Origin of the sequence: Bacillus sp. FJAT-27916 (genome assembly GCF_001183965.1) — a bacterium.
In the GTDB taxonomy this organism is placed as follows: domain Bacteria; phylum Bacillota; class Bacilli; order Bacillales; family Pradoshiaceae; genus Pradoshia.
The window spans coordinates 219191-237232 of the sequence record NZ_LFZV01000001.1 but is presented as its reverse complement, the minus strand read 5'-3'; the positions used below and the strand labels follow the sequence as shown (position 1 = coordinate 237232).

Annotated in this window: 12 protein-coding genes and 1 pseudogene; 5 read left to right on the top strand and 8 right to left on the bottom strand. The window is 39.5% G+C overall.

Annotation, left to right across the window (positions count from 1 at the left end):
* Positions 1 to 46: 46 nt before the first annotated feature.
* Positions 47 to 1960, bottom strand: coding sequence for a S8 family peptidase (locus AC622_RS01110; protein ID WP_049669393.1), 1914 nt, complete (start codon positions 1958 to 1960; stop codon positions 47 to 49).
* A gap of 165 nt (positions 1961 to 2125) precedes the next feature.
* On the opposite strand from AC622_RS01110, the gene AC622_RS01105 reads away from it, so the two are divergent.
* The 4 genes and pseudogenes from AC622_RS01105 to tagD (AC622_RS01090) all read left to right on the top strand — a co-directional run bounded on the left by AC622_RS01105 (position 2126) and on the right by tagD (AC622_RS01090) (position 5766).
* On the top strand, positions 2126 to 3178 hold the full coding sequence (locus tag AC622_RS01105; protein ID WP_049669392.1) for a C40 family peptidase: 1053 nt from the start codon (positions 2126 to 2128) through the stop codon (positions 3176 to 3178).
* A 204-nt stretch (positions 3179 to 3382) separates the two neighbouring features.
* Positions 3383 to 3781: a glycerol-3-phosphate cytidylyltransferase gene (gene tagD, locus AC622_RS01100; RefSeq protein ID WP_049669391.1), complete on the top strand. Its 399-nt coding sequence runs from the start codon at positions 3383 to 3385 to the stop codon at positions 3779 to 3781.
* Between the two features lie 195 nt (positions 3782 to 3976).
* Positions 3977 to 5152 (top strand): annotated as a pseudogene (locus AC622_RS01095) (CDP-glycerol glycerophosphotransferase family protein); the annotation flags it as partial.
* Positions 5153 to 5370: 218 nt separating this feature from the next.
* Complete coding sequence (gene tagD, locus AC622_RS01090; RefSeq protein ID WP_049669390.1) at positions 5371 to 5766, top strand: glycerol-3-phosphate cytidylyltransferase; 396 nt, start codon at positions 5371 to 5373, stop codon at positions 5764 to 5766.
* 118 nt (positions 5767 to 5884) lie between these two features.
* Here tagD (AC622_RS01090) and wecB read toward each other — a convergent pair whose 3' ends face one another.
* From wecB to AC622_RS01070, 5 genes are all read right to left on the bottom strand, one after another.
* Complete coding sequence (wecB, locus tag AC622_RS01085; protein ID WP_049669389.1) at positions 5885 to 7027, bottom strand: non-hydrolyzing UDP-N-acetylglucosamine 2-epimerase; 1143 nt, start codon at positions 7025 to 7027, stop codon at positions 5885 to 5887.
* Positions 7028 to 7251: 224 nt separating this feature from the next.
* Positions 7252 to 8139, bottom strand: coding sequence for a UTP--glucose-1-phosphate uridylyltransferase GalU (gene galU, locus AC622_RS01080; protein ID WP_049672714.1), 888 nt, complete (start codon positions 8137 to 8139; stop codon positions 7252 to 7254).
* Positions 8140 to 8235: 96 nt separating this feature from the next.
* The gene (locus AC622_RS20900) at positions 8236 to 8391 is read right to left on the bottom strand and encodes a hypothetical protein (protein ID WP_156185527.1); all 156 of its coding nucleotides are present in this window, start codon (positions 8389 to 8391) and stop codon (positions 8236 to 8238) included.
* A gap of 178 nt (positions 8392 to 8569) precedes the next feature.
* Positions 8570 to 10171 carry an ABC transporter ATP-binding protein gene (locus AC622_RS01075; RefSeq protein WP_049669388.1) on the bottom strand — a complete coding sequence of 534 codons (1602 nt, stop codon included), beginning with the start codon at positions 10169 to 10171 and terminating at the stop codon, positions 8570 to 8572.
* A 16-nt stretch (positions 10172 to 10187) separates the two neighbouring features.
* The gene (locus AC622_RS01070; RefSeq protein WP_049669387.1) at positions 10188 to 10994 is read right to left on the bottom strand and encodes an ABC transporter permease; all 807 of its coding nucleotides are present in this window, start codon (positions 10992 to 10994) and stop codon (positions 10188 to 10190) included.
* A 284-nt stretch (positions 10995 to 11278) separates the two neighbouring features.
* On the opposite strand from AC622_RS01070, the gene tagU reads away from it, so the two are divergent.
* The gene (gene tagU, locus AC622_RS01065) at positions 11279 to 12214 is read left to right on the top strand and encodes a polyisoprenyl-teichoic acid--peptidoglycan teichoic acid transferase TagU (protein ID WP_049669386.1); all 936 of its coding nucleotides are present in this window, start codon (positions 11279 to 11281) and stop codon (positions 12212 to 12214) included.
* 174 nt (positions 12215 to 12388) lie between these two features.
* Here the strand turns inward: tagU and AC622_RS01060 are convergent, their stop codons facing one another.
* The gene (locus tag AC622_RS01060; protein ID WP_049669385.1) at positions 12389 to 13957 is read right to left on the bottom strand and encodes a glycosyltransferase; all 1569 of its coding nucleotides are present in this window, start codon (positions 13955 to 13957) and stop codon (positions 12389 to 12391) included.
* Between the two features lie 24 nt (positions 13958 to 13981).
* A complete protein-coding gene (locus tag AC622_RS01055; RefSeq protein WP_049669384.1) occupies positions 13982 to 17551 on the bottom strand; it encodes a bifunctional glycosyltransferase/CDP-glycerol:glycerophosphate glycerophosphotransferase in 3570 nt (1189 codons plus the stop codon).
* Positions 17552 to 18042 lie beyond the last annotated feature (491 nt).

Here is an 18042-nt window from a genome sequence, read left to right as displayed (position 1 = left end):
ACATTCTATTACATAATTATAGGTCATATTTACAAATATTACTATTCTATTTTTTTAGAACTTTTCGCTTAATTGCTTTGCTTTGGTTGCCCGCCTCATCTGTTAAGTATAGGTGAATGGTTGTGCCGGCTTTTTGTTTACTGATCTTCACAGAGAACTTGCCATCCTTGCCGGCTTTAACCGTTTTGGCTATAGACTTGCCTCCAACCTTCAAGATGACCTTTGCCCTTGCTTCCGTCTTGCCGGTTACCTTTGTCGTGGACGCCGTAATTTTGCTGATTTGCGCTAATGCAGGGGGAGTCTTATCCTTTACGACGACTTTCGCTTCCTTACTGACATTCTTTGCTTGGTCAGCCGCTGTGACCGTTAAGGCAGTACCGGCCTTTTGCTTTGATTTCAGCTTTAGGGTGAACTTGCCCGCTTTATCCGCCTTGCCGCTCACAACCGTTGTCTTGCCTTTTTTTACGGTGATGAGCGAGGCGGCTTCAGCCGTTCCGGAAATGGCGGTGCTATTATCAGCCACAGCTTGGACCTTCGGCGCATTCGGTGCTGTCACATCCTTGACGGTTTTCGTCACCGGCCAGCTTTCATTTCCTTCACGATCGATGAGCTTGATGGTGATTTTTCTTCCTGCAGCTTGTTTCCCTATCTCGATTGCCGTTTTAAAGGCAGTGCCATGGTTAACGGCTTTCTTCACCGTTTTGCCATTAGCGGTGACAGAAATGGTCCCGCGGAATGCGCTTGAATAGCTCAGACTCACCTTTGAATGCTTGTCCGTGATATCCGTTACCTTCGGTGAGGCAAGCAGGTGATACTTCAGTGCCTTAGCTGCATCGACCCGCGGGTATTCATACAGCTTTCCGGTCCGTGGGTTCTTCAGCTTTGCGGCAGTTTGTAAAAGCCGATATTCGACTTGAGCATTCGTCAGCTTCGGCTCCTTTGACCAAATGAGCGCAGCGACGCCGGCTACGACCGGTGAGGCCATTGAGGTACCGGAATAGGCCCCGTATTTTCCGTTTGGAAGAGTCGACAGTACATCCGTACCGGGTGCTAGTATATCGACGGTTTTGCCGTAATTGGAGTAACGAGCCATCACGTCATATTGGGTCGTTGCTCCGACAGAGATGACATTCTGGTAGCCAGCAGGGTAATTAATCAAATAGCTGCCTGTATTGCCCGCTGCGGCTATGATGACCGTTCCCTTTTTGTGAGCGGCTTGGACTGCCTCATTAAGAGCTCTGGAATAGAACTCCATCCCTAAGCTCATATTCAGGATATCTGCCCCGTTTTTGACGGCATATTCGATTCCTTGAATGATTTCTGATATATAGGCCGCGTCATCCTCGAAGACATTAATCGGCATGACCTTGACACCTGGCGCTACACCAGACCCTCCAATGCGATTATTGGCACTTGCCGCAATGATTCCGCCGACATGGGTTCCATGCTCTCCGACAGGAATTTTGGCATTTTTCGTTAAAACATTATATGGTTTGACGATATTATTTTTGAGGTCAGGATGCTTCATATCCATTCCGTCATCAATGACAGCGACAATCGTTTGATTGCTGCCCATCGTGACATCCCAGGCTCTCTCACTCTGAATGGTCTGATGATGCCATTGTTCACGATATTTCACATCATTCGGGATCACACTGCGGGTCAGCTTGTAATCAGGCTCTGCATAAAGAACACCCGGACGTTTCTCTAATTCTTTCAAAAAGGCAGACATCGATTGATTGACTGGTTTTTTAAGAGAGACGAGTTTCTCCTTCTCAGCTAGGACGGTCGCACCAGCCTTCAGCAGGCGAGTAATCCCTTGGAAGCTCTGCATCTTTACGATAACCCTGCCTGAAGTCTCATTGACAGACCTTTCGACAGATTCTGCTGATGACAGATGTGCCATTGGACTCACGAACAAGAAAATCAGCGCCACGATAAGGGAAATAAGTCTTTTCAAGTAGCTTCATCTCCAATATAATACCTATTTTCCTTTATTTTACCATTCTATTAGAGTAATAACATGATACTTTTTACGCATTACTGTAGAAATATGTTTTATCAATATTTTACCTGTGTTACTATAATATAGGAGACAATTCCCGAAAGGAGCGAAGTCGTAGAAATGAAGAAACAAGCAGTCGCATTTGCTGCCGTTGCCGTTATGGCAACTTCATACGCCGGTTCCGCTTCCGCTGATTCCCTAACCTACACAATCAAAAAAGGCGATACACTATCAGCCATAGCTAATAAGAGCGGAACCACTGTTGCAGCATTGAAGAAATTAAATAATCTAAAGTCTGATCTCATCTATCCGAACCAAGTTCTTCGTCTTGACAATAAGGCAGCAGTTAAACCGGACAAGCAGGCCCACACCGGCTCAGGCTCATCCAGTTCAGCTAAGACCTATACGGTCGTTGCCGGGGACAGTCTCTCCAAGATTGCCTCCAAGCATAAGGTCACTGTCAATAATCTTATTGCCTGGAATAATTTAAAGAACACAATGATCTATCCTAGACAAGTATTGAAGGTATCCGGACAATCAACAAGCACGCCCGTGAAGAATAACCCGCCAAAGCAAAGCACTCCGCCGAAAAGCGGCAGCACAGCAACCTACACCGTGAAGAGCGGTGATACACTGAGCGGCATCGGGAAGGCATATGGAATGAGCGTCTCCTCCATTAAATCCTTGAATAACCTGAAATCAGACAGGATCTATGTCGGACAGAAGCTCAAGCTCTCTGCTGGCACGACATCCAATCCGTCTACAAAACCAAGCACTCCTGCGAAAGAGGAGGTATCGAGCGGCTCAAGCGCCTTTGTCAACAAGCTCATAACCGAAAGCAAGAAGCTAATTGGCATTAAGTATGTATTCGGCGGAACAACGATCAATGGATTCGACTGCAGCGGTTTCATCTATTATGTATACAATAAAGCTGGTTATAAGATGGGCCGTCATTCTGCCCAGGGCTATTATGATCGATCCTATTATGTGAATACACCCAAGCCTGGTGACCTCGTATTCTTTGAAAATACATATAAGAAGGGAATCTCCCACTTAGGTATTTATATCGGGAATAATCAGTTCATCAATGCAGATAACAGCGGTGTGAGGATTGTCAGCTTAGATAATTCCTATTACAAGAAACATTTTTCCGCATTTAAACGCTTGTATTAATAAATTTTTTGACAAAAAAGCGCTTATTTCGAGCGCTTTTCTTCTTTTCCATTTAATTATTCCTAGACAAAACGGGTATATATTTCGTAAGATAGTAAATATGTTACGTACATCCATTGGATAACGTTCATGAAAACATCAATCGTCTCACAGCCTTTAGAATATAAATGCCATTTATATAAATGACATAGGAGGAGACCCATAATGAAGAAAGTAATCACATACGGCACCTTCGATTTATTGCACTGGGGCCATATCAACTTGCTGAAACGCGCGAAAGAAATGGGCGACTACCTAGTTGTTGCCATATCATCTGACGAATTCAATAAATTAAAGAATAAGAAGTCCTACCATAGCTTCGAAAACCGAAAAATGATCCTTGAAGCCATCCGCTATGTGGATGAGGTCATTCCTGAGAATACTTGGGAACAGAAGGTTCAAGATGTTATTGACCATGATATCGACATTTTTGTTATGGGTGATGACTGGGAAGGGAAATTTGATTTCCTTAAAGAATATTGTGAAGTTGTTTATCTTCCACGCACAATCGGCATTTCAACTACGAAGATCAAGGAAGATTTGTTTACTGCTACGAATAAATAACCAGCATCCGGTTTTAACCGGATGTTTTTTTGTATCTAGATTATCATCACCCGCTTCAATGAGGATATGCATAGAACAAATGTATACATTCAACCATTACTAGGCAAAATGTGATAAAATTCAGTATTAGAATACACTAACTATGTAATTAAGGAGTATGACATGAGCACGAACGATAAGCCGAACATCATTGCCAAAGCCATCCGGGCTCTAAAAAATGGAGGTCTCGTACAAAGGGCATACAAAGCTTTATTTATCCTAATTAGCAAAAGGCCGCCCAAGAAGAATTTAGTCGTATTTGAGAGCTATCTTGGGAAACAATATAGCTGTAACCCTCGTGCCATCTATGAATACATGGCAGCAAATAAACCGGAATACGAACTAGTTTGGAGTGTCGACAAAAACTATACCGAATCATTTGACCGCCAAAACATCCCTTACGTGAAACGTCTATCGCTCGGCTGGCTATTCACATTGGCGAAAGCAAAGTATTGGGTGGTTAACAGCCGGATGCCGCTTTGGATTCCTAAACCAAAGCACACAATCTATGTGCAAACATGGCATGGAACACCATTAAAGAAGCTGGCTAATGATATGGATGAGGTTCATATGCCCAATACGACAACAGAGGGGTATAAACGGAATTTCACCAGAGAAGCAAGCAATTGGGATTATCTCATCTCCCCAAATGAATACTCTTCCGCCATTTTCCGAAGAGCTTTCCAATTCAATAAGGAGTTGATTGAATCCGGTTATCCGCGCAATGACCTGCTTCATGCCCCGAATATGGAGGAACGCGCAGAGCAGATCAAGGAAAAGCTGCAGCTGCCCCAGGATAAGAAGGTCATTTTATATGCTCCTACTTGGCGCGATAATGAATTTTACGGAAAAGGCAAATATAAATTCAAGATTAAACTGGATTTAGATAAGATGAGAAAAGCGCTCGGGGATGAATATATCATTCTTCTGAGGATGCATTATCTCGTGTCGGAGAACTTCGACCTATCCGCTTATGAAGGGTTCGCCTATGACTTCTCCTTGTATGGGGATATTAGCGAGCTCTACCTGATTTCAGACATTCTCATTACCGATTATTCTTCCGTCTTCTTTGATTATGCAAATCTGAGACGCCCGATTATCTTCTTCACCTATGATATAGACACATACCGCGATCAATTACGCGGCTTCTACTTCAATCTCGAAGACAGCGCACCAGGACCACTATTGAAAACGTCAGATGAGGTCATCCAAACGATTAAAGAGCTTAATCCTCATGAGATTCACCCTAACTATGATGCCTTCTACGAACGATTCTGCAGCTGGGAGAATGGGGACGCGGCAAAAAAAGTGGTTGAGACCGTATTTGATTAATTCATTTACCTGAAAAGAGTCAGTTTATCTGGCTCTTTTTTCTTTTGGCAAGGATGGACTAATCGCACTCCATTTTCCTTTAGATTTTCTCTAGACAGACCTCATCCCAATTACGTATGATAGGGTATATATTAAATTAGAATATTATATTAGTTTTAACTATTGTTATAGCTCTGAATAGGAGTTGTAGACAACTAGAATGGAGGCATTTAATCGTAATGAAGAAAGTAATCACTTACGGCACATTTGATTTGCTGCATTGGGGTCATATCCATTTACTGCGAAGAGCAAAGGAAATGGGAGATTATCTCGTTGTAGCCATCTCTTCTGATGAGTTCAATAAGCTGAAGAACAAGAAATCCTACCATAGCTTTGAGAACCGAAAAATGATTCTCGAAGCCATCCGCTATGTCGATGAAGTTATTCCAGAGCATACATGGGAGCAAAAGGTACAGGATGTGCAGGATCATCAGATTGATGTATTTGTCATGGGTGATGACTGGGAAGGGAAATTCGATTTCTTAAAGGACCACTGTGAAGTCGTTTATCTGCCGCGCACAGAAGGCATTTCAACCACACAAATCAAGAATGATCTTCTTGCAGTAAGCAAATAATCCATACAGCATCTGCAGTCTTTCACTCAAATAAGAGTGAGTTGACTGCAGATGCTTTCATTTAGATGAGAAAAAAAGATGCCTCCCTTACCACACGGGGAGCATCTTCTCTTGAATCTTATTTAAAATCTTCAGGTCGATCGACTTCCAACCCATTCGCATAGAGAATCGACCGGACAATCCTTCTTGCCGCCTGTCCGTCTCCATATGGATTGGAGGCTTTCGCCATCTTATCATGCTCCGCTTTATTTGAGAGCAATTCGTCTGCCATGGAGAAGATGGTCTCCTCATCTGTCCCCGCCAATTTCAGCGTGCCTGCCTCTATTCCTTCCGGCCGTTCGGTTGTATTTCTCAGTACGAGCACCGGCACACCGAGGGACGGCGCTTCTTCTTGGACACCGCCTGAATCGCTCATAATTAAATAGGCCTTGGAGGCAAAGTTATGGAAGTCGATGACATCAAGCGGCTCAATCAGATGAACGCGGTCATTATCGCCAAGAATCTCATCTGCCAGCTCTCTGACAACCGGGTTCATATGGACAGGATAGACTACTTGGATGTCCGGATGCTTTTCAATCAATCGATTGATTGAATTGAACATATGGCGCATCGGCTCCCCCTGGTTCTCTCGACGGTGGGCGGTCATCAGTACTAGGCGGTCTTCTCCAAGCTTCTCCAATACCGGATGCTGATAGTCTTCTCGCACGGTTGTTGCAAGAGCATCAATGGCTGTATTGCCTGTCACATAAATCGCATTCTCTTGTCTATTCTCCTTGAGCAGGTTCTGCTTTGCCTGATTAGTCGGAGCAAAATGATAGTCAGCAAGAACGCTAGTCAGCTGTCGATTCATTTCCTCCGGATAGGGGGAGTACTTGTCATATGTTCTAAGTCCCGCTTCCACATGCCCGACGGAAATGGATTGATAGAAGGCAGCAAGGCTTGCGGCAAAGGTCGTTGTCGTATCCCCATGAACAAGCACAAGGTCCGGCTTTACTTCCCTAAACACTTCATTCAAGCCTTCCAGCACCCTTGTCGTGATTCCTGTTAAGGTTTGTTTATCCTTCATGATATTCAGGTCGTAGTCAGGTTTAATTTCAAATATATTTAGCACCTGGTCAAGCATTTGGCGGTGCTGAGCAGTCACGGTGACATACGGTTCTATGTATTCAGGGTATTTCTCCAGCTCCTTCACTAGCGGAGCCATTTTAATGGCCTCTGGTCTTGTACCAAACACGGTCATAATCTTTAGTTTTCCACCCATTATCCACACTCCCTTATTTACCTAAGCTACCTTAAGTATAATGTAGGCCGCCCGATGGAGCCACCTGATTATACGCAAAGCCTTTCATTTGATAAGATTATACACTTTTTGATCCCGTTTACCTAGTTCATCGTCCATGTATGAAAAAAGGCTGCCGTAAAGTCCACTCGGACATTAGGGCAGCCATCTCTTCAGATGGTATATAAATGATATAATGACAGGTTTTATTTCTCTGCGACCAAATTATTTTGCAGCATCTCTTCCATGAATGTAAGGACTTCATCACGAAGATCATCATGCTGAAGCGCAAACTCAATAGTCGTTTTGACGAAGCCAATCTTCTCTCCGACATCATGACGCTGGCCTTCAAAGTCATATGCATATACATCCTGGGATTGGTTTAATGTCTGAATGGCATCAGTCAACTGGATTTCTCCGCCGGCACCTGTTTCTTGGTTCTCCAAGATATCAAAGATCTCAGGTGTGAGGAGATACCTTCCCATAATAGCCAAATTAGATGGTGCTGTGCCCGGCTCTGGCTTCTCAATGAAATTGGCTACTGGAGATAATCGTCCTACATGCGGCTTAGGATCGACAATTCCATAGCGATGCGTTTCATTCTCAGGTACTTGCTGTACGCCGATAACGGAGGAACCAGTCTGTTCATACTGGTCAATCAATTGTTTGATGCAAGGGACCTCACTTTGCACGATATCATCCCCAAGAAGAACCGCAAACGGCTCATCCCCTATGAAATTACGTGCACACCATACCGCATGACCAAGCCCGCGGGCTTCTTTTTGTCTGACATAATGGATATTTGCCAGCTCTGAGGAATATTGAACCTTCTCAAGAATATCAAGTTTTCCTTTTTCAAGGAGATTATGCTCCAGTTCGAGGGCACGGTCGAAATGATCCTCAATGGCGCGCTTCCCTTTACCAGTGATAATGATAATATCTTCTATACCCGCTGCAACAGCTTCCTCAATGATATATTCAATGGTTGGCTTATCAATAATCGGGAGCATCTCTTTCGGAACAGATTTCGTCGCTGGCAGAAATCTTGTCCCTAATCCTGCCGCAGGAATAATCGCTTTTCTTACTTTTTTCAACATAGATTCTCCTTTATGTATTAAATTTTGATAAATTCTATTATATCAAATTATTATTCTAAAATAATTAAAGATAAAAATCTTTCTACCTTATAATTATTTAATAATCTTAATTAACTCTGACTTAATCTCCTCTACCAGCTCAGAAACGGTTCGATTGTCTGATCTTGTACTGCTTTCATAAACCGACTTGACGAGGTTGGCAAATTCTCTTTGTTTATCATGATCCTTCTTTCCTGTGTATTTAGACATATTTCAATAGTCCTCCTGAAATGTTGAAGTACTTCCTATTTTAGCACATATTGGTACAAAATTGTTAGTTGTTTGAATTTTCTATTTATTATAATCCTTTATACGCTAAAAGGATAGTCATTTTTCGGAAAATATCATGAAAATGGCACCCTCATTTGACAAAGGGTGCCATTTTTCTTTATAAAGACGAATAGGACAATTGACCCGCATCATTATGAATCGTTATTAAAGCTTTTTCCGTCTGGAAGAGGAAGCGCGATTGGTCCTTCGCTTCAATGAGTTGATGATCTGCCAGCGAGAGTTCTCCACTCGTAATTGGATTGAAATCGTGGAAAATAATTTCCTCTACCTTCTCTTCATCATCCAGTACATAATAGACATTCTCATGAGCCAAATACAGTTTCTTTATGCCTTGCTCCTCTACTTCCTCGATTCCATTCATTACACGAAGCAAAGTCGCCTTATCAGAATCAATAAAGGAGAGCAAGTATTCATAGGAGACCGCCGCATTTGAAGAAAGATATCCGCTCAATTCATCCATGGATACAGCTGCGGGTTCCATTGGTTCTGCCTGCAGCTTGATATCCTCCTTACTCACATGTCCGGAGATGCCTGCCGCCTCTATATAAACCTGTTTATCGCCCATTTGAGTGACGAGGATGCTCGTACCAAATGGAAGGCTTCCTACCCGCTCCGTCATCCCTTCCTCTGCATATACATCCGCCTCATCAGCGATAATATATCCTTTCTCGGAAACCTTCTCTGTTTTCTCCTCCGCAATAGATTCAGCAGGTGCCGCTGTATTCGCACCAATCAGTCCAAACGAGGCAATGGTACGAAGCGGTTTTTCGCTGAACATCGTTGCCGTTATGCCCATAAAGAGAAAGAAGATAACGAATACAGGGATGAATGGATTACTTTTCTTCTCTCTCTTCTTCGTCCTTCGAGTTGTCAGCTCATTCTCCAGGATACCTGAATGAGAATGGCCGATTGGATGCTTCCGACTCTCTTTATTCTTGGCATTGTATTCATCTTTTTCCTTCTTTGATAAACCATTATACCAATGAACGAATTCCTTATATTCCTTCACAACGACCTTTGTTTCATCAAACATGCGTAATTCACCGTAATGCATCCAAATGACGCGGTCGCAAATCTTCTCAATTTGTCCAATAGAGTGACTGACAAAGAAGATCGTCTTCCCTTGCTTTTTGAAATCGGTAATCTTATTGACACACTTTTGATAGAAGGTTTGGTCACCGACAGATAAGGCCTCATCAATAATGAGAATATCCGGCTCGATATGGACAGAAATAGCAAAGCCCAGCCTTGATTTCATCCCGCTCGAATAGCTCTTGACTGGCTGATCAATGAAATCCCCAATATCCGCAAATTCAACAATGGAATCATACAGCTCGTCAATTTCCTTTGAAGAAAGCCCCATCATCAGGCATTTCAAATAAATATTGTCTTTCCCTGTTAACGCATTATTCAAGCCAGCGGCAATCGCAATCAATGACGGCTGTCCATTCATCACAAGGCTCCCCTTTGTCGGGGGAATAATCTTCGCGAGCATATTCGATAATGTCGACTTACCGGAACCATTGATGCCGACTAAGCCAATTGTCTCTCCTTCTTTTACATCAAAGGAAACATTACGGACTGCATAGAATCCATCCTTATCAAATCGAGAGGAAATCATGCTCTTTAATTTATCTATCTTCGTTTTCGTTAAATAATACTTCTTCGATACATTCTTAAAAGATACCTTACTACTCATCGTACTCTCCTATCGGTTATAGAAAATCAACAAAGCGATCTCTAAATTTCATATGCATGATGGAACCAACCATCAACAGCAATAAGGTCAGCAGCCAGAAATACAGTCCATACTTTACATCATTGAAGAACCATGTCTCATATAGAAAGGTATTTCGGAAACCATCAATAATATAATAGAATGGATTCAGCTTGATGATGGTCCCAACCGCTCCTTCTATATGGTCCATACTCCAGAAGATCGGCGTCAGGAAGAATAATAATCTTGTCACCGCCTGAAGCATTTGCTGATAATCCCGGACGATGATACTGATGGTGGAATTAAACAAGCTGATTGAGAACAAGAACGCCACCATGCAGAGCAAGTAGTAGAAATACTGGAGCCAATAAAGAGTTGGGTAGTATCCATTTAACAAGAGAATGATGACATAGATGATAATCATAATGAAATAGGTAAATAGATTTGTGACGATGGCGACTGTCGGCAATGCACTGACAGGGAAATTCATCTTCGCCACGAGGTTGATCCGTTTGTAAATACTGCTTGCCCCCTGCAATAAGGTTGGGCTTATAAAGAACCATGGGATAATTCCTGCAAGCATCCAAATAATGAATGGGTATCCTCCTTCAATTGCCGCTCCTTGCCTTAACCCCATTCCGAATACAAACCAATAAGCAAAAACCTGGATCAGCGGGTTCAGCCACTGCCAGAGAATACCCAAATAATGAATTTGGTATTGTGATTTCATATCATATACAGCTAAACGAGTAATCAGCGGTATTGAACGCCATTGTTCACGGATAATGTGAAAGCTTTCCTTCATAATCTTATACATCCTCAACAAAGAAATTATGGCAATGAACCGTTTTCACTATTCTTGAACATTTTCAGGAAAAACAAAACCAGACATATATCACCACAATTAAATATTTTATCAAATGTCAGATAATAATTCATTATATGTTTTTTCTACGTATCTTGAAGTTCTCTGACATTGTCCAACAGATTTAGATAATATTTCCTACAAAAAATCATATATTCTCTCTACAAGATCTTTCATATATAATAGATATATGAAATAAAATTCAGAAAATCAGGGGTTGCAATATGAGAGCAGAAAAGAAAAGAAAAAAGAAAAAAACATGGGTAAAGGTGCTTCTTATTACTTTAGCTGTCTTATTGATTGGCATTGGCACCTATGCATTTATGGTTTATAGCTCCTTAAGCGATGCAGTTAATAATATGCAGGAAGAAACCAACCGCGATGGCTCGAGCAAACGGACTGAGCAATTAAGCTTGAAGGAACAATCACCGTTCTCTGTACTATTGCTTGGAGTCGACGAACGCAAGGGGGACGTCGGACGCTCTGACACGATGATTGTCTTGACTGTCAATCCAATCTTGGAATCTATCAAGATGGTCAGTATCCCGCGTGATACACGAACAGACATCATCGGCCGTGGGACAACCGATAAAATCAACCATGCCTATGCCTTCGGCGGCGCAGAAATGGCCATTGACACAGTAGAGAACTTCCTTGATATCCCTATTGATTACTATGTGAAAGTCAATATGGATGGATTTGAAGACATCGTTAATGCAGTCGGCGGGGTGACCGTTGTCAATGACCTCGACTTTTCCTACGATGGCTTCCACTTCGCCAAAGGAACAATTGAGTTGAACGGGAAAGAAGCACTCGCTTATTCCCGCATGAGGAAGCAAGATCCTCAAGGGGACTTTGGCCGCCAGAAACGCCAGCGTCAAATCATTCAAGCAGTAATCAATGAAGGGGCAAGCCTTTCTACCTTAACCAATTTCGATGATATATTTGATGCATTAGGAAAAAATGTGAAGACAGACATCACATTCTCACAAATGGTGACGATCCAGAAAAATTATAAGCAAGCCGCGAAATCTCTTGAACAGATTCAAGTGGAAGGCAGCGGAACGAAGATTGACGGGATTTATTATTATGTTGTATCAGATGAATACAAATCCGGGCTGCAGGACAAACTGAAGAAGCATTTACAAATCTCCAACTAAACAAAAGGACAATCTATCTGTCAATTAATTACCATCGACTGATAGATTGTCCTTTCTTCGATTCCGATAAAACATCTAGTTGACGAAATAATCCATAAAAACAGGTGAAAAACGTTTCAGTTTTCACCTGTTTTATATAGAGGAACTTATCTGAGAGTTCCTCTATTATGATTATTATTGAGCATTAACTGTCTGCAATTCGAAGCTCTCTATTAAATCAACCCACTTATTAATTGTCTGTTCATAAGTGAATTTTTCCATCACTTTTTGATGTGCTTTCTCACCCATATCTATAGCTAATTGAGGATTCGACAACATGGATATCATTTCTTTAGCTAATTGATCAACTGAATTCTCGTACACAAGTATTCCATCTTTTTGATGGTCAATAATATCTCCAGGTCCATAAGAAACATCATAACTAATAACTGGTGTTTTTTGGAACATGGATTCCAATAAAACAAGGCCAAAGCCTTCATATATTGATGTGAAAACGGTAAACAGCGATTTGCCATAGATTTCACTTAACTCTGTAGTATAACCGTTAATACTTACATTGTTATCTAATTCTAAATCCCGTACTAGTTTACGCAAGTCGCCCTCATCTGGACCACTGCCAAAGAGCTGTAATTTAGCATCCGGAAATTGCTTAGTGACAATTTTAAATGCTTTTATAGCATCATCCATAATTTTTTGTGGGTGATATCTTCCAACGATTGAGATTAAGTTAGGATCTTTTTCTCCATTATAAACCTCTATATCAGCTGTCCTAGTAGCATTCGGAATCACATGTGCATTATTATAGTCCCCGAATTGTTTCTCAATCTGGTTCTTCTGCGTATCGGTTAACAATACTAATGCATCTATATGTTCAATATTATTCAATAAATGTACGTGACTCTTTCTCAATGGGGAGCCATATACGAAAGGAGCATCAAAATGATTGATATGTATAGTACATATTTTGAATGCTGCTTCTTTCTTTACCTTTAATATAGTATGAGTCAGGAATATGCCGTCATTAATAAGATACGGTTTTTGCTCATGAGCCTCACATATTTCATTGAGCCAATGAGCATGGAAAAGAAGTAATGGATTTGATGTCCCGAATGAAGTTACCTTATTTGTTTCTCTATCAAAAAGAAATATTAAGTTCGGTTTTTTTGTTTCTGTATTTATCTGGATGTTCAAGTAGCAGAAACCATCTTCCGTGTACAATAACTCTTGTTTCGGAATAGTGGTACTCTTATCAAAATAGATTACTTTCTTCTTGTACCCGCTAGATTGATATAACTCCCGCTTGAATTTCGCTCGTGTTTCATCAAAATAATCAATGAACTCTAATTTCCCATCTTTTGTCCATTTTTTATATTTTACATAGAGGCCTTCCTTAGTAAAATATCTAGCTTCGTGCTTACCTTCCATATTATCCTCAATAAAGAAACCTGGCTCAAATAATTGGGATTCTAGGTCATATTTTTCCAACTGCTTCTCTGTAACAGGTCCTCTACTATTCAGCTTCTTATAATACTCATATACATTGAGTATTTGCACTTTCCTAGATAACCGATTAGTTGCATGGAGTGTTTGTTCGATTTCATCATATCTTTCTGAGTAATCAATCGTTAATAATTTAGCATCATAACCCCTGTCCGCTAAATAAGAGGCTCTTTCAAGCATAACTCTTGTTAATCCGCCCCTATTAATATCAATACTGTTTATTAGGCTATAGACTGTCTTCATACTATTTATCCACCTTAATTTATTTTATACGCTAACTTTCTTAATATCTTTGGTGATAGTGGTATCTGTATTTCTCTTTTTATATTTAACAACCTTATTAACTTTTGATAGTCCCAATAATTCCTCTGCAATCATCTTCGAAGCATTTCCATTATCAAACTGACAGTATTTCTGACGGAACTTATTCATTTTCTTAACATGGGAGCTGTTATCCACTGTTTTTATAGCATCTATTAACTCATCTGTATCTCTTGTAATAGGTCCTGGTGCCTCTTCAAGAATATCCAAGTACATTCCTCTTAAATTATCTCTATATTTCTCTAAGTCATAAGTAAATAAGATTTGAGGCTTGTTCAAAATAGCAAAATCAAACATAACGGAAGAATAATCTGTGACAAGAATATCAGAGACTAAATATAAATCACGGATATCATCATAATTTGAAAAATTATAAACAAATCCCGGATATTTCGGTAATGTTACAGACTTAGCAACAAAATGGTGAAATTTAAATAAAACCACATATTCGTCTTTTAGTTCCCTGTACATCTTCTCGAGATCCATCTCAACTTTAAACCAATTCTTTATTCTCCATGTTGGCGCATAAAAAATCACCTTTTTGTCGAGAGGAATATTCAACTTACTCTTTAACTCCAGAATATTTGTCTCATTATTACCCGTAAATAATTTATCATTTCTCGGATAACCATATCTCATAACTTTTTTGTCAAAATTAAACGCTCTCTTAGATATGTCCTCTACATACACACTCGGAACTGTCAAATAGTCCCATCTGCCGCATTTCGCTAGAAACATACTTCTTTTTGGTTCAATATCAACCTCTCCAGGTACATCTAACCCCAAAGTTTTAAGTGGAGTTCCATGCATTGTCTGCAATTCAACGGTGTTCTTTCTCTTTTTATAGAAGTCAGGGAAATTGACATTGTTGACAAAGTATTTCGCCCTTGCCAAATAATAATAATAACTGAATGAATTAATTCTAACTTTCTTTCCTCCACCTGTTATAGCCGTGTTTTCATCTTTAAAGAACCAAACTGTTTCGTAGTTTTTAAGGTTTTCATCAATATATTCGTAGAGTGCTCTTGGATTACAATCAAAGGATTTTCCCCAATAGCTTTCAAAAACGACTGTTTTTCTTTTAAGTGGCATAAACATCCTCATAAGAGGGTACACCACTTTTCTGATTACCTCTTGCCTACGAGGGCCTCTCTCAATCCAACCCCACTCTTTCTCAACCTTGAGTGATAAACTATTATCTTTTTTCTTTCTGTAGAATTTGAAATTCGTCTCTTTATACAATCTTTTTTGATTGTCTATATTTTCTATATCATAATAAATTATGTCTTTCTGAAGGACTTTTCCTCGATTATCCAAGACAGATAAATAAATACTCCAAATACCCATATCCAAGTTTTGGAATGCTTCATCCACCTTGACTTCGCAAGAAACAATGACTTCATCATGCTGTTCCTTTGAAACATATGTATCAAAGTATACTTCTCTGCGTAACTTATTGTTAACCATGAGAACACTAATTGTTTGTTTCTTTTCTTTTGAAATATAGCCTGTAGATACCTTCAAATCTAACTTCAACATTTCTTCATTAAGCTCTAATTTCTTGACATTTACTGTATGTTGCGTGACCATAAGCTGTAAATTGGCTGCTGGACTATGCGAAATGTTCATTTCATTAGATCCAAAGCTTATCTTTTTCCCAAGTAGATTGATATCGGTAGTAAGTGGAGTAAATTCATTATTATAGTATATATGTCCAAACCAGTTCCCGCGACTCGAAGCTTTTTTCAAATCTGAGATAGGTATATTGGCCAAAAATTTCGTAGTGCCTTCACTCGTTTTTTCTATACCTTTAATAGACCCTTTGATGTCTTTTCTAATATCATAGTTCCTTAAACAAATGAGACTACCTTCTAGCGGAAGCTTTGTTTCCCCATGAACGATAAGCTTTCCATCACTTACTTCCACCTTGTCCATTCTAGTAATTAAATCTTCTTTTGAAATGATCAAGTCCCAAGCTGCATTATATTTAACAAAGAAAATATCTTTCTTAAAAATACGGAACTTTGGCTTTGATACACGGCCGCTTACCGGTTCCCCAATAGTGAATCTCCTATTAATGCCGTTCGCCGTCATATCTAGGACTATCTTGAATTTCCCTACGCCCATATTGATGATTTCTTCTTGAGCCAGGTCAACCTTCAACTCCCAGCCAGACCACTTATAATTATACAAACGCTTTAAAGGTAATTTCGAGGCGATATCAACGCCAAATCTGAAAGTGATATCAGGTCTTCGCTGTTGTTTAATATGACGAATCTCTACCTCTTCACCCGTCGTTTCATTAACGAAAAAGGCCTTCAATTGTATATCCTTTGCCTTTTTAATATCGATATCTTTGATATACGCGTACCCTTTTATGTTTAATACGCTTCCTTGCCATTGGACTGACTCAATCTTCTTCTTAACTAATAATTCATCATTTAATAAAAGGAGATCTTTAGGTACGATTTCCTTGTATGGGTAGTCTCCGTAATAATTTGTTCCTTCTTTTATGACCTTCTTATATCGGAGATGATATTTCTGGAAGTTAAGGATTTCTAATAACTTTTCTTTGTCTTGCTTTTCAACAAAATAATATTTCAATCGATCAATTGCATTCAATTTTTTCAAGGCTAATCTGCTGACACCTTTTAAGTAACTCGATACCTCTTTAAGATAAACATCTATATACTCATCATCTGCTGAATCTAATTGGTTTAAATAAACTAAAAGATCGATCTCAAGATTCTTGAAATCTTTATCAATTTTTAATGATTCATCTATATTGTTTTTTTGGAAATGTTCATCCACCATTCGAATGGCTTTCAATCTATCAGTTAAATTAACTAAATTCGTCCTTTGCTGAGTAATAGATTGGTCACCAACATCTCTGGCACGCCAATGGTAAACAACATCACTTATAATATCGACAGACTTCGCTTTGAAATGTGCTGGAATAGTCACAGGCAAATCTTCATATAACATACCTTCAGGAAATTGAAAGTTATTTTCCTTCCAAAATGAGGTTTTGAAAACCTTATTCCAAGCAGTAGTATCATATATTAACTCTGGATTTCGACTAATATGAGCCTTTAGCACTGTATCCTTAAACACTCTTTTATGTAGTACAGATGGAAATTCTTTTGTCGAATTATAACGAATAACATTTCCGATTGCTATGTCTGAGCCTGTTTCTTTGATCGTGTTATACAACTTTTTATAAGCATCTTCAGGTAAGTAATCGTCTGAATCGACAAACGCTATATACTCTCCAGATGCAAATGGGACACCGAAATTCCTCGCCTGCCCTAGTCCTCCATTTTCTTTATCATATGCATAGAAATTTGAATATCTCCTAGCATATTCGTGCATGATTTCCCCGCTGGAATCAGTGGATCCATCATTAACCATAATTACCTCTATACCATTCAGACTTTGGTTGGCAAGAGAATCAAGGCATTCCTCCAAATAACTTTCCACATTATAAATTGGCACAATGACACTTAATTTCGTCACATGACTCCCCCACTTCAATTTATATATTCCTTATCACTAACCGGTAAGCTGCATCTATTGAGATACAGCTTCTATAGACCTTTTATTAAATAATCACATAAAAAAAAGGCCTTATCACCCTTAATTTTGTAGCAAATAGGAAATACAACAAAAAGTATCAATTTTTTCACATTATATCATATAATCATATGGTATAACTTTATGACTTGAATTTTTTCTTATATATCTTAAGACCCACTTTCATTCTCCTTTTATCATGAATTGTTACCCCTTTATACGTCACTTTTCCTATACTCACTACTCCTTACATATGAATAATTACCTATTAAATACAATTAGCATTTAGCAAATGAAGAAAAAATGGATAATATCAAAAACTAGCTGTTTTATTAAGTAAAAGGAAGTTATTATGCTAAGATTATCAATATCTAATATATTGGACACATCTTTCTCCTTACACTCAACAAAAATATGGATAAAAATAACATTTT